The organism is Pseudoalteromonas sp. OANN1 (assembly GCF_024124685.1).
In the GTDB taxonomy this organism is placed as follows: Bacteria; Pseudomonadota; Gammaproteobacteria; order Enterobacterales; family Alteromonadaceae; genus Pseudoalteromonas; species Pseudoalteromonas piscicida.
In genome coordinates, this window is sequence record NZ_JAMXSE010000010.1 from 22,433 (window position 1) to 41,293 (window position 18,861).

Genomic DNA, 18,861 nt, shown 5'->3' on the forward strand with positions numbered 1-18,861 from the left:
TAGGCATTGGAATTTCGCGTCAAACTAGAAAAACTGTAATTCCAAATTAGACCAAGCCGGTACGTAAGTACCGGTGAATTCTTCCCTCAACGAGACCCACCTCGTGGGTCTTTATCATTGAGTAGAAGGAAATAAAATTGTATGCTTCACGGCACTTATACATTGATATAGATGAAATTTACGCCTTGCTGAATTGTGATATCTATTTTGTATAAGCATGTAATTTTCATCAAAGTTATACGGAACTAACTATGGCTTATTTAATCGACGAACAGAAACTCGAACGAGTCTATCTTAAAAGCTATCATACGGTAGGCCGCTATAAATATAGTGTAGATACCTTGATAGACAAGCCGGGAGTGTCGCGACATCACGCCATTATCGAACTCAATGAAAACAAATGGTTTATTAGAGATGTAAGTACAAACGGCATCTGGATAAACGATAAAAAGCTCGACAAGAACCTGCCGTATCAGCTATTCGAAAATGATAAGATTGATTTTGCAGCACCTGGTCAAAACTCGTTTGTCGCGGCGAACTTGCAAACCGAGTGTCAATATTTAGTTTCTCAGTCAAACAACCAAAAAGTAGTAGAAGTAACGAATCAACTTCTACTTCCTAGTGAAGATGACCCTAAACACATCATTTACTATGATAAATTGCTCAACTATTGGTTTTTAGAAGATCTAAATACCTCAGATCGACAAGCCTTAATAGATGGCAGTATTGTATCGCTGATGAACGACCAATGGATGTTTTTTTCTGCCACGACAATCGCGGTAACTAAACACCTTGAATGCCAAAAAGCTGCCAAGCCAATGGCATTAGAGTTCAATGTAAGTCAAGACGAAGAAGATACTCAGCTAACACTAAGTGTTGACGATAAACACCTAGATTTAGGCGTCAGAAGTCATCACTACTTACTGTTGCTGCTTGCCAGAACTCGGATCCAAGATAAAGATGCAGGCCTTGAATCGGATGTTCAAGGTTGGGTTTACCGCGATGACTTAGCAAAAGCACTCGGCGTACAAACAAACCATATGAACATTATGGTTCACCGCGCACGCAAGCAATTTGTCGATTCCGGTGGCGAAGATTACCCGGAAGCAACCTTTTTATTGGAAACCCGCTGTGGCCGAGTAAGATTAAATTGCCAAGATATCACGATAATAAAAGGCTCTAAATTAGAAACACGCATGACAACTTAAGCGATATTGTTAGTTGGGCAGAAATCACATTTCAGCCCAACTATTTGCCTATGCTTTATACTCTCCAGCATTATTCACTATTTTGTTTTCGAGCTTTTTACATAGTCCTAATACGAATAAAAGCTCCACAAGCACAAACAGTGGTCCAATTGCTAAACCAATCAAGTCATCGACAAACGCAGGCTTTTTTCCTTCGAAATAATGCCCTATAAACTGCAACACCCAACCTACAAAAAAAACACCAGCCCAAAACAATACGGTCAATATTCCAGCATTAACAATGAGTGGGTTCAGCGTTTGAACAAGGAAATAAAAAGCCAGTATGATGGCGCTCATCATGAGCCCGAGAATGGGGGATAGCATCAGGTAATAGCCACATAAAACTACCCCTATCAGCGCGGCAAGCGTGATGGTCACTCCTGATACATCGAATAACGGGATAAAAGTCATACCCACAACAGCAATGACAATTAACGGGATCCCAAAAAAGTGAGTCAGAATGTTTCTTTTGCTGCGATGATACATGGCATACTGACTTAATAACGTCTCTAGTTTGTTCATTATTGTTCTCTCATTGATACCAATTATCCTACTGATAATTAGTCAACAAAGAAAATTTATCAATAAAAAATTCTATTAGCGTATTAGGGCCTATATAAATAACCAAATAAACAGCATACCAAATACAATAGTCTGCATTATGAGCACCATCAACAGCTTAAAATTAAAGCTCGGTTTGATGGTTTTATGCCTGAGCATATACATTGCCACTGGTGTGATAATATTGAGCCCAAGTAACCCACACAGTAGTAAATTACGCTCAGGAATACGCGATTGAGCAAGCGTTGAAGCGCGCTTATCCCACCAAAAAAGTGCAAATATAAATACATTGATAACCAACAACACCACTGCAGAAACAATCGCTTGCCAAGGTAGTTTAGATACGCAAAGCGCCCCTAACCACACGCCTGCTCCCCAAAATAGGCCCATCTGCTGATGCATTAAACGAACCGCTGACATGCTACTTTTCCTGTCTTATTGTATTGATTTGAATGAAAATTTTAGCGGTAGCATAAGCATCATCCATCGCTCGGTGATGATTAATCAAAGGTACATTCATCGCTTGGCAAAACGCCCCGAGCGCATAAGAGCGCAAGCCTGGTACAAACTTTCGGCCTAACTGCACAGTACATAACTTCGCACGAGTAAACTCTCGGCCGACTCGAGCAAACTCCTGCCGAATGAAGCCATAATCAAAGTTCACATTGTGCGCGACAAAAATAGCACCTTGGCTAAACAGCTCAACTTGCTCCAAAATTTCAAAAAAAACGGGAGCATCACTCACCATTGCCTGAGTGATCCCTGTCAGTTCCGTGATTTTTTGTGGGATACGACGCATCGGATTAACAAGTGATTGCCATTTAGCAACGACCTCGCCGTTAACGACTTTTACCATGGCTACCTCGGTAATTCGATCAAACTCTTTATTGCCACCGGTGGTTTCAATATCAACAACGACATAAGGTTGCTCTTTGCAAATATGCCATTCAACGGTTTGCAGTCGCGTGGGAATATTGCATTGCAAGAGTTTAGAAATGTTAACCAGCTGACTTCGGCTAAGACTATCTCCAGGAGCCTTGATTTCTTCAAACCTTAAACCCGCTTTTTTGTCGACTATCATCAGATCGGGAAAACCAGATTTCATCAGATGAAAATCACTACACATTAGCCTTAAAACAGATTTAACATCCTCAATTGACAAGTTAGACAGTAATATTTTTATTGAGTCGAGCATCTTATCGTGCCAAATAAACAACCGATTGGGCTCTCCGTAATGTTCGCTCATCTGGCGTAGAAGCCAGTTCATCCAAGCAGAAGTATCTGTAAAACTCGCTAAGCGACATTCAATTTCCTCCTCAAATTCGCTGTAAAAGCGATTTTCTTTTAACGCCAGCGGAGTCCTAGAAAACCCATTCGCTACGATACTTTTTGGGTGATAAAACAGTTCTTGCCAAAAGGTCAATCCAAATAAGGTCAGCCAAATTTCATTCTCAACATGATAGGCCTCAATACCATGACGTTTATAATAAGCAATGACGCCAGCCTCTGTTTGTCCCTTAAAAGCCTCATCAATTTGGATTGCAGGTTGACTTTTTCTTAGCATATCCGTAAGTATAGAAGTGCGTTTTTGGTTAAATTTACGCTGATAAAAGTCTTCCGCGAAGATCATCAATGTTTCATCACTTTCCCCCTGTAATATGCGCTCTAATTGCTCTCGCACCAGCTCAACTTCACCTTGCTTATAATTATGTCGTATCAACATCTCACAAGCTTGAGGGTGCTCACTCATACCCAGTAAGGTTTTAAAATGGGAAAATTCAGGACCTAACTTTCTGGCAAGCGTTAACAGGTACTTTGCATGTGCAATCACTGCATATTGCCCATCGACCTCAGGCAATTGTTGCGCTGCGGCCTGTCTAGCACGCTGTACTAACTCATCTTCAGGGGCGTTTTTGAGCTCACTGAGTGCATTTGCATAATAAAACGCGCTCACGGCTTCTGCTTTTTGTTCAAAATGTGCATGGTAAGCGGCGTCAGCGCTCCTGGTATTCATTACACCAAGATCTCGCATCGAAAATTGCGCTAAGCTAAAGCCTACCTTGCCAAAGTACAAAAATAGAAAGTAGTCGATATCGGCTTGAAATGAGAGCGTGAGATACTGGGATAGGTATTCTTGTGCATTTAGATGTTCAACGCAGACAGATTGATTGATATGCGCTACCCAGAGCGATTTTTTTGCCGATTTATTTGGCAGTGTAGTTAAATTCTCTCGCTCGGCAAGTTCAATTAAACATGGTTTAGTTAAGCAATGCAGCAGAGCTTGAAAGTCGTCTTGTTGTACCTGACGAAGTAATCCCTTTGCTTTTAATGAAAACGCGACTTCACAAATATTATTGATCTCTTCGTAGCGCAGTGAATTGATATCCAGAAAAGGAGTTTTGCGGGAAATAAACCGCACTAACAAACATAATTCATCTTCAGGCAAGCGGTGTAGCTCAGCCAGCAGCTCACGCTGAGCACTACTTAATAGCGGTTGACATACTTTAAGTAAATAATCGCTAAGCTCACTAAAGTGGCTTAAGTAATATTTGGCGGGTAATTCTTTTCTCAACACAAATCTAGACAACTGTTTTTATATACAGTAAAGATTATCATAGATAGGAAATATTGCCAATTTGCTTCAGTTACCCCCTTAAGTCGTTTCTTCTGTATCGTCTGAGGAAGCGTATTCGCTTTTGTATAGCCAATATTGTAGTTTCTCGCTCAGAGGCTCTTCCGAAATGGGTTTTGTGAGATAGTCATTCATGCCTGCATTTAGACACTTTTCCCTATCACCGGACATTGCATTGGCTGTCATGGCTAGTATTTTTACTCCTTGATAACTCTCACCTGCGGCTCCCTCTCGGATTAACTCGGTAGTCCGATAGCCATCCATTTCTGGCATCTGACAATCCATTAAAATTAGCTCAAATTGACATTCATCTTGATGTGACTTGAGCAGCTCAATAGCAAGCAGTCCGTTTTCGGCAACTTCAATATGGGTTATCCCCAATTTTTTGAGCATACTTAATGCGACAACTTGGTTCACCTTGTTATCCTCAACCAGTAGAATACGACAAGGTTTTGGCCACGTAAATTCGGTTTCGTTCGCCTTTCTTACCAGTTTCAGATAGTGACTCGTAACCAGTGGTTTCGCATTCGCCAACGCCTTGCCATCTTCAGCTAAAATGGTTAACGCATCAAAAAGGTCTTTGGTTGTCACGGGCTTTGGAAAATAGCCTGAATAGCCACGCTCCGCGTAAAACTGGCCATCCCCCTTGGTACCCATTTGCGTCATCATGATAAGCTTTATTGCTTTGAATCGCTTATCATTTTTTAGTGCAGCACCGAGTTGCTCACCCGACATGCCTCTAAGCGTCATATCCAATAAGGCGATATCAAACACATTTTTATCACGTTGGTATTCAGCTTCACACAGAGATAGTGCTTGTATTCCAGAGCTGGCTTTATACACATCCGCCCCCCAATGCCTCAATTGAGATTCCAAACTCGTCAAGGCGGAGAGATTATCGTCAACTAGGAGTATTTTGATCCCTTGCAAATCAACTTTTGCAGCTTCGAATTGAGTATTGTCACCATGGATCAAAGTCACGAAAAATTCAAATTGACTACCATGCCCAAACCGACTACTCACGGCGATATCGCCATCCATTAATTCACAGAGTTGCCTGACAATGGCAAGCCCCAGTCCAGTCCCTCCATACTTTCTAGTAGTAGAGGCATCAACTTGAGAGAATTTAGCAAAAAGCCTATCTGCTTTGTCCTCAGGTATCCCTATGCCGGTATCTTCAACTGAGCAATGAAATCTCAGTTTATTATCCACTTCACTAAACCAAGCTCGGATGATGATCTCGCCTTGCTCGGTAAACTTGATTGCATTACTAATTAGGTTGGTGATTATTTGTCGAATGCGACTCGGATCCCCCTGCACCAATGGCTTTTCAAGTTGGGTAACATCTAAAATAAGTTCAAGTCCCTTTTTCTGCGCTTGCAACGCAACGGACTGAATCAATTCGCCAAGCAATGCCCTAATATCGAAATCTAGTGACTCAAGCTCAAGCTTACCCGCTTCAATTTTAGAAAAATCTAAAATATCGTTGATGAGATTTAATAGTGACTTGGCACTGCCCATTGCAAGACTCACTTTATGTAATTGAGCTTGTGTAAGGTGCTCATCTTCTAGCAGACTTAACATGCCTATCACACCATTCATTGGTGTGCGGATCTCATGACTCATTGACGCTAAAAACTCGCTTTTAGCTTGCGCGCCCTGCTCCGCAGCTTGCTTCGCTTGTTCTAGTTCCTTTTTCGCCTCAACAGCAGCGGTAATATCCTGTTGGATACCAACGAATGCCGTTAATTGATTTTGTTCGTTGAACACCGGAGAGATCTGTAAACTATTCCAAAATGCCTTTCCAGATTTGGTGTAATTGATCAATTCAACTTTGACGAATTCGTGAGCTATTATTGCTTCCCTGATTTCGTCTAACGCTTGCTGTTGGGTATGTTCACCTTGCAAAAAGCGACAGTTTTTACCCAGTACTTCATCATCATATTCGGTGATTTGTTGAAATGTTTTATTCGCGAATACGATTGGTAATTCAGGCTTAGTCGCGTCAACAATCGTTATGCCGACATTTGCGCACTCTATTGCTTGAGCGAGTAAATCATTTTGTTCCTTTGCCTTTTTCAGCGCGTCTTGGTGAAGCTTTTGATCGGTAATATCCGACAGTGAGCCAACTATCCGCTTCGCTTGTCCATCTTTAAGTGCTGCCGCGCCTTTTAGCCAAAAATAGCGATAGCTGTTTTGCCTCGTTTTTATTCGGCACTCGACACCAAAAGGCTCTTCTTCTGTCATATGAAACTTAATTGAGTTTTCTAAATTGGGGAGATCTGCAGGGTGGACTCGGTCAAATAAACTAGAAATATGCGCAGAGAATAAGGCTTGTGTCTCTTGCGAAAAGCCTAGTAAAGATTTGAATCTGTCTGAATAAAACACAGCATTCCGTTCAAGATCCCAGTCCCAAAGACCATCATCGCTACCAAATATTGCAAGTTTAAATCGCTCTTCACTACGTTTGAGTGTTGTCCTTGATTCTTCTAGTTTTTTGAACGGGTTTAACAAAAGTTGCTTACCAAATAAATAGAGAAAGCCAAATGATAGGAACAGTCCAAAGGCAATAGCACCAATAAGATCCCACACAAATATTTTCACTTCATCAGTGACTTGACTCTTCTCTACACGATAGTCCAATACTAAATCGGTGGAGCCAACATCGAGACTGCTTACACTAAAGTAAGTTTCAACTTTTTGGGTGTTAGAAAAGTTAATCCACCTGCCTTTTAAACCAATGCTATGAAAAGATGTGGATGATGAGGAGCTCAACATACTCTCTAAACTCGTAGAAAACTCGCCAATAAGTGCTCCCTCAGCAAAGCCGTTATAGTAAATCGGTACTGCGATTGTGAAATAGTGCAGGTTGCCAACCTGAGTGAGATCTATCGCACTGCCCAACTCTGCATTGATCACTTTATCGAGCCATTTTGGTTTTTGGCCTAACACTTCATGAGAATCAAAGTTTGCGTAAATAACATCGCCCAATACATTAATCACCATTAACTTTTCTTCTCTACCTATGATCTGAAAACTGCGCATAAAGTCTCGTAACTTAGCAACGGAGAGCCCCGTACCCATCGCACCATTTACGATAATAGGGTGTAGAGAAAGATCAGAGAGTATCTGCTTACGGCTCTCAAGATACTGAGTTAAATTGTTAACTGCGAGTTGAGCTTGGGTTTCATTCGTTTCTTTCACTAAGTCTTCGACAATGACGTTTGCTCTCAGCCCAACAAAAAGTGCGCTGAGCAGAAGTGAAACGATAGCCGTTAGCCCTAAAAAGGTGTAAAAAGCGCGATTACTCGTTAAGGTGAATTTAGTTTTCAATGCGACCCCGGGTAACTATAAACTAGTTTAATACTGCCATTAGACTGGTACTGTCCCATACACAAGTCTTGCACGGTTAGCGCTTCATGGGCTGAATCATTTTTATCACTCCAGACACTAAAAGGCCGTTGATACGTCTTTACTAGACCGTTGACCGGCGATTGCAAATCCTCAAATGCGCTTTTTAACAAGGCTCTGTTGGTCGCGACTGAATCTGCCAGTTTTATCTGCTCCGCTGCCGCAATAAGAAGCTTGGCAATGTCATAGCCATGGATAAATCCGGGAGCTGCTTGAACAAATCCATGCTTGGCAAACTCGGTCGGGAAAAGCTGTTTTGCACGATTAAATACCCGTGCCGAAAACGCACTTAATGGTTTATTCTCAAAAGAAAAACAGCTTTGTAGGACCGCCAATGAAACGTCTGCTGATAACTTATCCCCAACCACTTCAAAAAAGTTACCCGCAGTTACTCCCCAATGACTCAAAATGGGCAGGCGCTGCCCCTTGTCAATACTTGCCATGGCTTTTACAAACTCAGCTCCCTCAATCGCATTGCCAACAAAAATGATACATTGTGGCTCACTTTCAATAATATTATGGATAATGATCCGCGCCTCATTTTTCTTAGTTGCCCAGTTAAACCAAGATACTGGCAGTGCGTTGTTAGGCTTGGATTTTTTATATTCTTCTAACAGTGTGTCGTAATTGGATCGCCCCCATGCGGTATCCTCAAGGAGTAAATGAGGTGCAACACAACCTTGTTGCTTTGCATAATTGATGAGTACTTTACCCGCTTTGGTGTCATCCACAGAAAGCCTATAAATCCAATTATCCTTACTCGGGTATCTTGTAATTGGTCCACCAGCGGCCCAAGGAACCAATAGCAGCGCCTTATTCTCGTTGATAAACTGACGAAATTTGATATAGGGGGGAGAATGCACGCCTCCAAGTACTAACAAAGCATTGGGATCTTTTAAAAATTGCTTAAAGTGAAGCAAGCTACGATTACTATTACCACGATGATCTTTGGCCACCAATTCAATCTTATAACCTTGGATTTGATTATCTACTTCATCTAATGCGGTTAAAAACCCCATTTTTATCGCTTCGGCTGACTCATTTAAATTGGAATAATCAGCGTCATGATAAATACGAAACGCTTGCTTGGAGTTTGCTGCGAGACAAACCGAGCTCAGGAGGCAGAAAAACAGTAATAATATTTTCATCGTACTACTAATCACTCAACACATAACTAAACTTTAGTTCAAATCATTGTGATTGCTTAATTTTATAGCGAATACCTTGCTCGTTTTAAATCACCAAGACAACGCATGGCACACAAAGAAACCGCACCCAAAGGTAGGCGCGGTGGTTGGGATCATTCAGGGCTATTAGCAAGTTGGCTCTGAATGTAGTTTGGTAAACCAATTAGTTTGATTAAATTGATATGCTGTTCAAGCCAATAAATGTGATCCATTTCGGTGTCATCTAACAGGGTTTCGAGCATTTCACGGGTAACATAATCTTGCGCTTGCTCACACACAGCTATCACCTTTTTCAAATGATCTTTTACCAGAATTTCCGCAGCCAAGTCATTTTCTAGCATTTCTTTCACGTCAGCACCGACGTGAATTGGCGCACGAGAAGCAGTATCTGGCGTGCCTTCCAAAAACAAAATGCGCTCCGTGATCCGCTTAGCGTGATCAAGCTCTTCTTCGTATTCGTGAGATAACTTATGGTGTAGCTTTTCCAGTCCCCAATCTTCATACATTTTGGCATGAGCCAAATATTGATCCATAGAAGAAAGCTCAAGCGTAAGTTGCTTGTTGAGTAAGTCGATAACGGTAGAATTGCCTTGCATAACTTACCCCTCAATCTGCGATTGCAGATAGTTTTCAATGCCGGTATTTTTGATTAAGAAGTGCTGCGTTTCGAGCCAATCCACATAGCCCTCTTCATATTCAAGAATGTCTTCTAGTAGCTCTCGACTAACATAATCCTGTTCGTGTTCACACAGCGCAATTGCATCGCGCAAAGTCGGAAGCTGATCGAGTTGAAACGCCAAGTCGCACGCCATCATCTCTTCGGTATGCTCACCTATTCGTAACTTTTCTAAATGCTGGAGGTTTGGTAACCCTTCAAGGAATAATATGCGCTCGATAAGGTCATCAGCTTGCTTCATGTCCTTGATAGATTTTTTATATGCTTTCTCGTTTAGCTCTTCAAGCCCCCAATTTTTGTACATTCTTGCGTGTAGAAAAAACTGGTTTATCGATGTTAACTCTAGCGTAAGCACTTGGTTTAGCGCTGTTATGACTTGCTTATTACCCTGCATAGGGCCCCCTAATAATGTCGAGTGACGCCCTATAACCCTAGTTCAATATTTATTCTTCGCAAGATTAAATAAAAATAACAGTTTTCTTAATATACCCTTTTAAAATAAACAACTTATAAGAGTATTAATAACAATTTTCATTACATTTAGGATTTCATTTTTTGAACCGCTTGTATTCAATCAAAACTCAAAATAAAAAATTTGCTAAGTTATTGAAACTCATAAAAGCAGCTCCGGCTGCTTAACTCATCTGCTTTTTAACATCCAACCCTAAACGCTTTGCCAGTCGAACTAAATTTGCTCTATCCATTTCCAGCTCTCTCGCAGCTGCCGACCAATTTAACCCATGACGTTCCATCGCGTTAACGATCATGTCTTTTTGTAGTAGCTCGACGGCGAATTTCATAGCGACAGGAGGTGTTTTCTCTTGCGTGGTAAGGCACTCAGCCTGCTGAATTTGTTGATTGTGTTTTGGCGCGATATCTATGTCATGGATCTCAATGATATTAGCCTGCCACTGTTGATGCTTAGCTTTTAACGCTGCACGACTGACACAATGTTCAAGCTCTCTGACATTGCCCGGCCAGTCGTAATGCATTAATAGGCTGAGTGCTTGCCTATCCATCACCACTTGTTTTGCGTTGAGCGTGCCTCTTAGCTGCTCTAAAAAGAACCCAACCAGCAGCGGGATGTCATCTAGCCTTTCGATCAGTGGAGGAACAAATAAAGGATACACACTCAAGCGATGATAAAGATCAGCCCTAAATTTTCCGCGCCTCACCTCTTCTTTTAAATCACGATTAGTCGCAGCAACCACTCTAACATCGACAATATGAATGTGGTCAGCACCTACCGCTTGCACCTCACCGCTTTGCAACACACGTAATAGTTTGCTCTGTAAAGTCAGACTCAGTTCGCCAACTTCATCCAAAAACAGCGTGCCGCCGTCCGCGGCTGCAAATTTGCCTAATCGGTCTTTATCGGCCCCGGTAAACGCGCCTTTTTTGTGACCAAAGAGTTCGCTTTCTGCTATCGAGTCAGGAAGTGCCGCACAGTTAATTTGTACGAACGGTTTGTCATTTCGTTGGGAGTTAAAGTGTACGTGTTTTGCTACTAACTCTTTACCCGTTCCTGTATCACCTTGAATAAGCACATTAAATTCAGAACCAGCAACCAGTTCAATTTCTGATTTAAGCGAGTGCATCACCGCACTCTCTCCTACCAAGATTTGCTTTTTAACGGACTTTTGGGATTGAGTAAGGGTAGATGCACGTGCTTGCTCATAGAGCCGTTCAGCTTCAAACATACGTAATGCACTACTTGAGACAATTGCTTGTAGGGTTTTCATATAAACCTCAGACAAGTGCTCAAAGCTATCAGGTTTAAGACAATCGAACGTCATCAATAAGGTGCTACTTTGCAGCGCGACCTTAAATCCCATGCAGGCATGTACTGGTAAGCGACTTTCTTCGGCGAGCAACAGACCATCGTAAGGGTCCGGTAAGTCGCTATTGGCAGGAAAACTAACTAGTTCGTCAGACTCGAAAATGGACATCAATCTAGGTTGCTCTGTAAGCAAAAATTGCCGCCCAACAGCGTCCGCACTCAACCCATTGCAAGCTAGGATAGTTAATGCATGCTGATCGCCATAGAGAATGGCGATGGCATCAGCGGTAACAGATTGACTCAATGCTGAAAGCAAGGACTTAGCGTATTGCTTAACCTCACGACCCTCTTGCGCCAACGAAAGTCGTGACAACGACATACTAAGCTCAAGCAATTTGGAGAGCGCTAACGAATTCATGTCAAAAAGACTCAATTTATTCAAATAAACACCATTTAAGATAGGTCAATTTGACTCAAACATCAATAAGATGATACTAATCCAATGATTTATATAGCATTTTAAAGTTGGCGTGACACCTGCAATGTGCAGTCTATATATCAACATTCGCAGAGTTAACGATGAGCCGCGCATACCAACTTTTAAGATATAGCAACATCGCCATTTTCACTTCACTCGCAGCGTTTATGCTGTCACTGCAAGTGAGTTTTTTTAGCGTTGAAAGCTTCAGCCTCTTCTCACAAATTGCAGCACATATTAGTACTATCGTATTGGCCGCCTTGATTAAGCTTGCCTACGTCATCCGCCTTGTTTGTCTATACCACCTAGGTTTGGAGGTTAAATAAATGAGCTTAATCCAGCTAGAAGAGCCCAGTCCAAAAGCCGTGTGTTGGTATACACCATCTACTTGGCCCGTGTTAATGCTCGGCTTTAGAGCGCTATTTTTACTCGCGGGGTTATTCGCTGTCGTGAGCATTTCTGTATGGGCTTTATTGCTCAATGGCAATGTTGTTTGGCGTAATGGCTACCCAGCGACCTATTGGCACGCCCACGAGATGCTGTTTGGCTTTGGCGGTGCTGTCGTCGCCGGATTTTTGCTAACCGCAGCAAAAAATTGGACGCAAAGACAGACATTACATGGTGGCGAACTGCTGTCACTCTGTATTATTTGGTGTGCCGCTAGGCTGAGCTTTTTTGTGGCAACTCCATCAATCATCATCACCTTGCTACTACAACTAAGTTTTTGGCTCATTATACTATTCAACTTAACGAGCGTAATTGTTGATGCAAAATCCAAAAACAATCGTGTTTTTATTTTTGCTGTAAGCATGTTGTGTGGCTGCAACATCGTATTTTTAATTTTACTTCACAACCAGCACTTCTCATTGCTAAGCGCTGCAAGCCAAGCAACACTTATTGCTTACATGCTGTTGATTGGTGTGGTGGGTGGCCGCGTTATTCCGTTTTTTATTGCCCGAGGATTGCAGCAAGCACAAAAACCACATACTCCAAGGTTAGACAGGGCGATCTTTTACCTCGCCATCATCTGCGTTTTCACCTATATCCTGCAGTTTACGATACAAAATACTCACTATTTAAGTGCTGCACTACTGCTCCTTGGGCTACTGCACTCGATAAGAGCAATTTATTGGTTTAACGGTAAATTATTTAACGTACCGCTGCTTTGGTCACTGTACCTGTCATATTGTGCAATCGCAGTGGGTTTAATAATTAGCGCATACAACAATACCTTTGCGCCAGAGCATTTACGTAGCCACCTTCACTTAGTGGCAATTAATGGCATGGGATTAATGATTTTAGCCATGATGACTCGCGTTACCTTGGGCCACACAGGTCGACTATTACAGGTAGGTACGACAACTACACTGGCATTTATCTGTATCGCGGTCTCAGGTCTTATCCGCGCTTTCCTTATTCATTTTATAAACCCGCACAATGCATGGCAGTTAAGTGCCGTAGCTTGGGTTTTTGGTTTTATGCTTTTTTCCTTTACCTTCGCGCCCATGCTGATACAAAAACGCGTCGATGGGCGAATAGGTTAACTCTACTCTCAAACTGGAGATATTAATGCTTACAAACAATACGATTGAGTTGGTAAAACAAAGTGCACCGCTATTGGCCCAGGTTGGTCCCGAGATCACCGCCAAGTTTTATCATCGGATGTTCAATCAACACCCAGAGCTAAAAGGGGTATTCAACCAATCCCATCAGGCTTCGGGAAAACAGCCATTGGCACTATTTTCCGCATTAGCGGCCTATGCCAATTACATTGATCAACCAGAGGTACTCAGTGACGCCATTTTACGTATCAACCATAAGCACGTTAGCCTTGGGATTTTACCGGAGCAATACGCTATTGTTGGCCGGCATTTAATTGCAACACTCAAAGCCGAGTTCAGCGAGCAATTCACAGACGAAATAGAGCAAGCTTGGCTTAGTGCCTACCAGTTTTTAGCCGATTTATTTATCACCGCAGAGCATGGCCTGTACCAAACCGCGCTTGAGCAGCAAGGTGGGTGGCAAGGAACTCGTGAATTTACAATTGAAAAGGTGATAAGTAATACTGAAAATATTAAAAGCTTTTATCTCAAGCCTGTCGACGGTAAGGCCCTACCTCATTACCAAGCTGGACAATTTGTTTCTGTCTTTGTACCAAAAGAAGTGGCAGGGTTTCAGCAGATCCGCCAATACTCTTTGTCTGTTGCCCCCAATGGTTCGTACCTTAGGATCTCTACTAAACACGACGGTGCAGTATCGCAATATCTTCATACACTTAAGGCGGGCGACACCCTCAAGCTCACTCCACCAGCTGGAGACTTTGTCAGACAACACACAGCCAGTCCAAAGGTATACATTAGCGCTGGGGTTGGAATAACCCCTATGCTTTGCATGCTTGGTGTTCATAGCCAACATTCACCTGAAGTCGAAGCACACTTTTTACACGCGAATAAAACTCACAGTGACTTAGGTTTCAATCAAGAAATCAATGAGCTTGGTAGCAATATCCGAGATTTTAATGTGGTTACTTGGTTGGAGTCAGAAGCCGACGGTACGCATTCTGGACTGATGGATATCAACGCAATCAAAAATGCTTTGCCGCTCACAGACGGAGAGTTCTACCTATGCGGTCCGGTTGCCTTTATGCGCTTTATCAAAACCCAACTGATGAATGCCGGTGTACAAGCCGAGCAAATATTCTATGAGGTATTTGGTCCTCACGAAAATCTTCCAAACTAACGAGTTAAATTTGGCGTCCTAATACGATTGGTATTAGCGGCGCCTTATATTTTGCCCTAAAAAAATCGCTAGACTGGGTGAATGAATACTATTGGTATTAGCCGGAATCTTATATTTTGCTCTGAATTAAAAAATCGGTAGACTTGGAGAATGAATACTATTGGTATAAAAGCGTACTTGAAGGACAACAATATGAGCGCAATTTCTAGTATCTTAGTCGTCTGCATGGGTAATATCTGCCGCTCTCCAACTATGGAGGCGGTATTAAAGCATAAACTCGCAGCAACAGACTTAACAACCCGTATCGATTCCGCTGGCACCATTGGCTATCATCAAGGTAACCCTCCAGATCCACGAAGTGTCGCAGCAGGCAGCGCAAGAGGGTATGACTTTTCAGGCATATCAGCGCAGCAAGTAAAACGCAGTGATTTTGAAGATTACGACTTAGTTTTGTGTGCAGACAACGCTAATTACCGCGACCTACTCTCCATTTGTCCTAACGACTTAGTGCATAAAGTTCAGCTGTTTTCAGCGTTTGGTGACATGAGTGAGCATGAAGTGCCTGATCCATATTATGGCGGTGAACGTGGCTTTGAACATGTGCTTGATTTAATCGAAGTAGCCTGTGAAAACATCATTAACAAAATTCGCTTATCGACAAGGTGAAATTAACTCGCTGGATCGGTACCAAACAAAGCGGTAAAAAGACCTTTTTCAGAGGCGCCGCTATTGTTAGATTTAGACTTAGAATTTCCGTTCGAGAAATTAGCTCAGGACTTACAAACCACAGGCATTAGTATTTTGCCAAATTTCGTCAGTCCCGACATTTTATCCAAGTTGGAATTGAGAATAGCAGAGCTCAGCAGTGACGACTTTAAGCAAGCTGGAATTGGTCGTTTAGCCTCTCACGAGCAAAATAAGAAAATTCGCAGAGATAAAATTCACTGGTTAGACACCAGCAATGAGTTGGAATCTGTTTGGCTCAACTACATGAGCGAGCTAAAGGCCTATTTGAACAGACGGCTGTTTATGGGACTCTTTAGTTATGAAAGCCACTTTGCCATTTATCCTCCTGGGGCGTTTTACAAAAAGCATATGGACGCCTTTAAGGGAAAGACCAACCGAATTTTGACCACAGTATTGTACTTAAACCAGTCTTGGGCGTCAGACAATGGTGGCGAACTAGTGGTTTACAATCCCGATAATCACGACGAAATACTCACTACGGTGCTGCCAAGTTACGGCACACTAGTTACCTTTTTAAGTGATGAATTTCCTCATGAAGTACTGGTTGCCAACGAAAAGCGCTATTCAATTGCAGGGTGGTTTAGGGTTAACACCAGCATTAACCATTCGATTGATCCACCAAAATAATTGATGAGCTCAGTCTTAAGTTTATTATCCTGAGTAAATTCAGGATAATTTGTTCGGTAACCGAATTTCGACGCACAAGCCTTTACCATCGCGATTATAGAGGCTGATCTTACCGTTGTGTGCTTCCACAATTTCTCTGCACAGCGCTAAACCAAGCCCTGTTCCCGACGCTTTGGTAGAGTAAAATGGAATTAAGGCATTGGCCATCACGGTGTCACTCATGCCTTCACCTCTATCAAGCACCCAAATATAAACCTCGTCGCTGCGCTGCTCAGATTGAACACAGATTTCCTCTATCTCTGAGCCAGACTCGGTCGCATTCTTTATCAAATTAATAAGTAACTGTTCTAACTGTGTCGTGTCTGCCTGTAATTGCGTTTGACTAAGCTGATATTGGAATGACCAATGGCTTTGCAGCCGCTCACACAAAACCTGCAGATCCACAGATTCAGTGTTTGGCAAAGGAAGTTTGGCGAACTTACCATAGCCCTGAACAAACTCGCTAAGGTGCACAATGCGCTCTTCTATCGTCGCAAAGACTCGGCTTAGTCTAGGTTCATCCACGCGTTCAGCCAAGATCTGTCCGCTGTGCAACATAGATGAAATTGGCCCTAATGAGTTGTTTAACTCATGGCTAATGATGCGGATCACTTTCTTCCAAACTTGCACTTCTTGGCGGCTCAACTCTCGAGTGAATTGCTTAAAAATATATAATTTGTGAAAGTGGTTGTTGAGTAATAACTCACCGTTGGCGAGATGCCACATTTGCGACTCACCACTGCTGTTTTGTATTGAGAACAAGCCATCAAGTTGTTTGTTTGCAGCTTGCTGAAGTTCATCGGGAACTTCAGATAACAACTTACTAAAACGCTCACCTTCAAGGCGATGCTCACAGTTAAAAAACGTTTTTGCACTATTGTTAGCAAATACCACCACATCCTGTGAGTCGACGAGGACAAGTACCTGAGGTGACGACTCTAGCACTTTATCAAGCATCAGCTCACGCTGATAAATCCATTGTTTTTCATCTCTCAGCTGCTTTGCTGTTTCATTGAATAACTGACACAGTCTACCGAGCTCATTGTTAGCGTTATAGGTAATGGACGTAGAAAATTCGCCATCCTTAAAGTTCATCAAGCCGACTTCTAACGCCTCCCACCCCGCTTTGCTTTCACGCATTAATAGTTTATACAACAGTAGTGCAACACTGACGGAGCCCAGCACTATTACAATGAAGCCACTGTGGTCATCGAGTAAGAACCATAAAGGAATAAGGCCAATAATAATACTGATGGCAATGATCAATGCATGTTGCTGCGAGGTCGTCATTATTGTCCTTAATATTCAATGCCAAACTTTTGCAAGCGACGATAAAGCGCTTGTCTACTCATGTTAAAATGTCGCGCCACTTTCGCAATCACACCAAGGTGAGTCTTGAGCGCCTGCTCCAATTCTTCTTTACTGGGTTCTCGTATGGTTTGCGTTACGCTAACTTGTGCTGTATTTGCCTGCACATCAAGACCAAAATCTTTGGCACTGAGCTCGCCATCAGGATTCAATACCGCCGCACGTTTACAGGCATTTTCAAGCTCCCGTACGTTTCCAGGCCAAGGGTGTTCACATAATGCTTGCTGGGCATCCGAAGTAAGTCCTCTTGCAGGTAAAAAATGCGCGACCAAAGGTAAAATATCATCCACCCGCTGTGACAACGCGGGTAAGTTTAGCTCGATGACATTTAAGCGATAATATAGATCCTCACGGAATTTCCCCCCTCGAATATCCGCTAGCAGATCCGCGTTCGTTGCTGAGATGACACGAACCGATACTTTTTTTGTCTCGACTGATCCTAGCCTCTCAAACTCGCCACTTTGCAAAACACGTAGTAATTTTGTTTGTCCTGGGAGAGGTAAATTACCAATCTCATCCAAAAATAACGTGCCTTTATCAGCAGCTTCAAAGCGACCAATACGCTGCTTATTCGCACCGGTATAAGCACCGCTCTCAGCACCAAAAAGCTCAGCTTCGATTAAGTCACTTGGGAGCGCGCCTGCATTCACTTTGACAAACGGTTGGTTTTTTAGTGGTGAGTTCGCTTGAATGATCTCCGCAATTTTTTCTTTACCGCTACCATTTGGACCGGTTATTAACACTGACACATCAGATTTAGCGATTTGCAGCGCCATATCTATGACTCGCTGCATGGCCACCGATTTATACACAAACCCGCATAAATCCGCACCTTGATTAAACTGTTGGCGTTCTTGTTCAGCACGTTCAAAGTTTGCAACTTGCTTATGTGCCTCACCAAGCGCAACGAGATTTGCAATTGTGGTGAGTAACTTTTGATCGTCCCACGGCTTAGCTAAATAGTCTGCCGCTCCTGCTTTTACCAGCTCAACCGCAGTGGTGAGCTCAGTCCAAGCCGTTAATAAGATAATAGGCAGTGTTGCATTTAATGCTTTCAATTGGTGAAATAGCGCAGCCCCCTCCTCTCCTGAGGTGGTGTCTGCACTAAAGTTCATATCTTGGATAACTAGTGCAATTTGCTGAAACGACACCACTTTAATTGCTTCTAACGGTGAGCACGCGGTAACCACTTGATAATCATGCAGCTCTAGTAACAATGACAGTGCATCAAGCACTGCAGGATTATCATCCACAATTAAGATTTTATCCATATGATTTTATTCTTGTTATTACGTGTTACCTATACTAGCACAACTAATACAAGGCAAGTTAAGTAATACCGACCAGGCTGCTTACACAACCTAGTTGG

At 42.5% G+C, this 18,861-nt stretch carries 16 protein-coding genes; 6 read left to right on the forward strand and 10 right to left on the reverse strand.

The window, feature by feature from the left end; translation table 11 throughout:
* Positions 1-251 precede the first annotated feature (251 nt).
* Positions 252-1,208, forward strand: coding sequence for an FHA domain-containing protein (locus NH462_RS10470; RefSeq protein ID WP_010374789.1), 957 nt, complete (start codon positions 252-254; stop codon positions 1,206-1,208).
* Positions 1,209-1,256: 48 nt separating this feature from the next.
* Here the strand turns inward: NH462_RS10470 and NH462_RS10475 are convergent, their stop codons facing one another.
* From NH462_RS10475 to norR, 8 genes are all read right to left on the reverse strand, one after another.
* Positions 1,257-1,769: an Mpo1-like protein gene (locus NH462_RS10475; protein WP_017218140.1), complete on the reverse strand. Its 513-nt coding sequence runs from the start codon at positions 1,767-1,769 to the stop codon at positions 1,257-1,259.
* A 90-nt stretch (positions 1,770-1,859) separates the two neighbouring features.
* Entirely contained in the window at positions 1,860-2,228 is a 369-nt protein-coding gene (locus NH462_RS10480; protein ID WP_253105633.1) for a DUF1294 domain-containing protein, read from the reverse strand.
* 1 nt (position 2,229) lies between these two features.
* Positions 2,230-4,383, reverse strand: coding sequence for an exonuclease domain-containing protein (locus tag NH462_RS10485; protein ID WP_253105634.1), 2,154 nt, complete (start codon positions 4,381-4,383; stop codon positions 2,230-2,232).
* Positions 4,384-4,461: 78 nt separating this feature from the next.
* The gene (locus NH462_RS10490; RefSeq protein ID WP_253105635.1) at positions 4,462-7,773 is read right to left on the reverse strand and encodes a response regulator; all 3,312 of its coding nucleotides are present in this window, start codon (positions 7,771-7,773) and stop codon (positions 4,462-4,464) included.
* A complete protein-coding gene (locus tag NH462_RS10495) occupies positions 7,770-8,999 on the reverse strand; it encodes an ABC transporter substrate-binding protein (RefSeq protein WP_253105636.1) in 1,230 nt (409 codons plus the stop codon). Before NH462_RS10495 ends, NH462_RS10490 begins: the two co-directional genes overlap by 4 nt.
* Before the next feature lie 152 nt (positions 9,000-9,151).
* Positions 9,152-9,634, reverse strand: a complete 483-nt coding sequence (gene bfr / locus NH462_RS10500; protein WP_010374799.1) for a bacterioferritin — start codon at positions 9,632-9,634, stop codon at positions 9,152-9,154.
* A 3-nt stretch (positions 9,635-9,637) separates the two neighbouring features.
* On the reverse strand, positions 9,638-10,108 hold the full coding sequence (gene bfr, locus NH462_RS10505; protein ID WP_010374801.1) for a bacterioferritin: 471 nt from the start codon (positions 10,106-10,108) through the stop codon (positions 9,638-9,640).
* Between the two features lie 241 nt (positions 10,109-10,349).
* On the reverse strand, positions 10,350-11,912 hold the full coding sequence (gene norR, locus NH462_RS10510; RefSeq protein WP_366033689.1) for a nitric oxide reductase transcriptional regulator NorR: 1,563 nt from the start codon (positions 11,910-11,912) through the stop codon (positions 10,350-10,352).
* A 161-nt stretch (positions 11,913-12,073) separates the two neighbouring features.
* Between norR and NH462_RS10515 the strand changes: the two genes are divergently transcribed.
* The 5 genes from NH462_RS10515 (at position 12,074) to NH462_RS10535 (ending at position 16,085) form a co-directional block, all read left to right on the forward strand.
* Positions 12,074-12,298, forward strand: coding sequence for a hypothetical protein (locus NH462_RS10515; protein ID WP_010374807.1), 225 nt, complete (start codon positions 12,074-12,076; stop codon positions 12,296-12,298).
* On the forward strand, positions 12,299-13,516 hold the full coding sequence (locus NH462_RS10520; RefSeq protein ID WP_253105638.1) for an NnrS family protein: 1,218 nt from the start codon (positions 12,299-12,301) through the stop codon (positions 13,514-13,516).
* A 25-nt stretch (positions 13,517-13,541) separates the two neighbouring features.
* Entirely contained in the window at positions 13,542-14,711 is a 1,170-nt protein-coding gene (gene hmpA / locus NH462_RS10525) for an NO-inducible flavohemoprotein (protein ID WP_253105639.1), read from the forward strand.
* A gap of 192 nt (positions 14,712-14,903) precedes the next feature.
* The gene (locus tag NH462_RS10530) at positions 14,904-15,377 is read left to right on the forward strand and encodes a low molecular weight protein-tyrosine-phosphatase (RefSeq protein WP_253105640.1); all 474 of its coding nucleotides are present in this window, start codon (positions 14,904-14,906) and stop codon (positions 15,375-15,377) included.
* 63 nt (positions 15,378-15,440) lie between these two features.
* Positions 15,441-16,085 (forward strand): 2OG-Fe(II) oxygenase, encoded by a 645-nt coding sequence (locus NH462_RS10535; RefSeq protein WP_253105641.1) that lies wholly within the window; start codon positions 15,441-15,443, stop codon positions 16,083-16,085.
* Positions 16,086-16,124: 39 nt separating this feature from the next.
* Here the strand turns inward: NH462_RS10535 and NH462_RS10540 are convergent, their stop codons facing one another.
* Together NH462_RS10540 and NH462_RS10545 are read right to left on the reverse strand one after the other, a co-directional pair.
* On the reverse strand, positions 16,125-17,414 hold the full coding sequence (locus NH462_RS10540; protein ID WP_253105642.1) for an ATP-binding protein: 1,290 nt from the start codon (positions 17,412-17,414) through the stop codon (positions 16,125-16,127).
* Positions 17,415-17,422: 8 nt separating this feature from the next.
* Positions 17,423-18,763 carry a sigma-54 dependent transcriptional regulator gene (locus NH462_RS10545; RefSeq protein WP_253105643.1) on the reverse strand — a complete coding sequence of 447 codons (1,341 nt, stop codon included), beginning with the start codon at positions 18,761-18,763 and terminating at the stop codon, positions 17,423-17,425.
* Between the last annotated feature and the right edge of the window lie 98 nt (positions 18,764-18,861).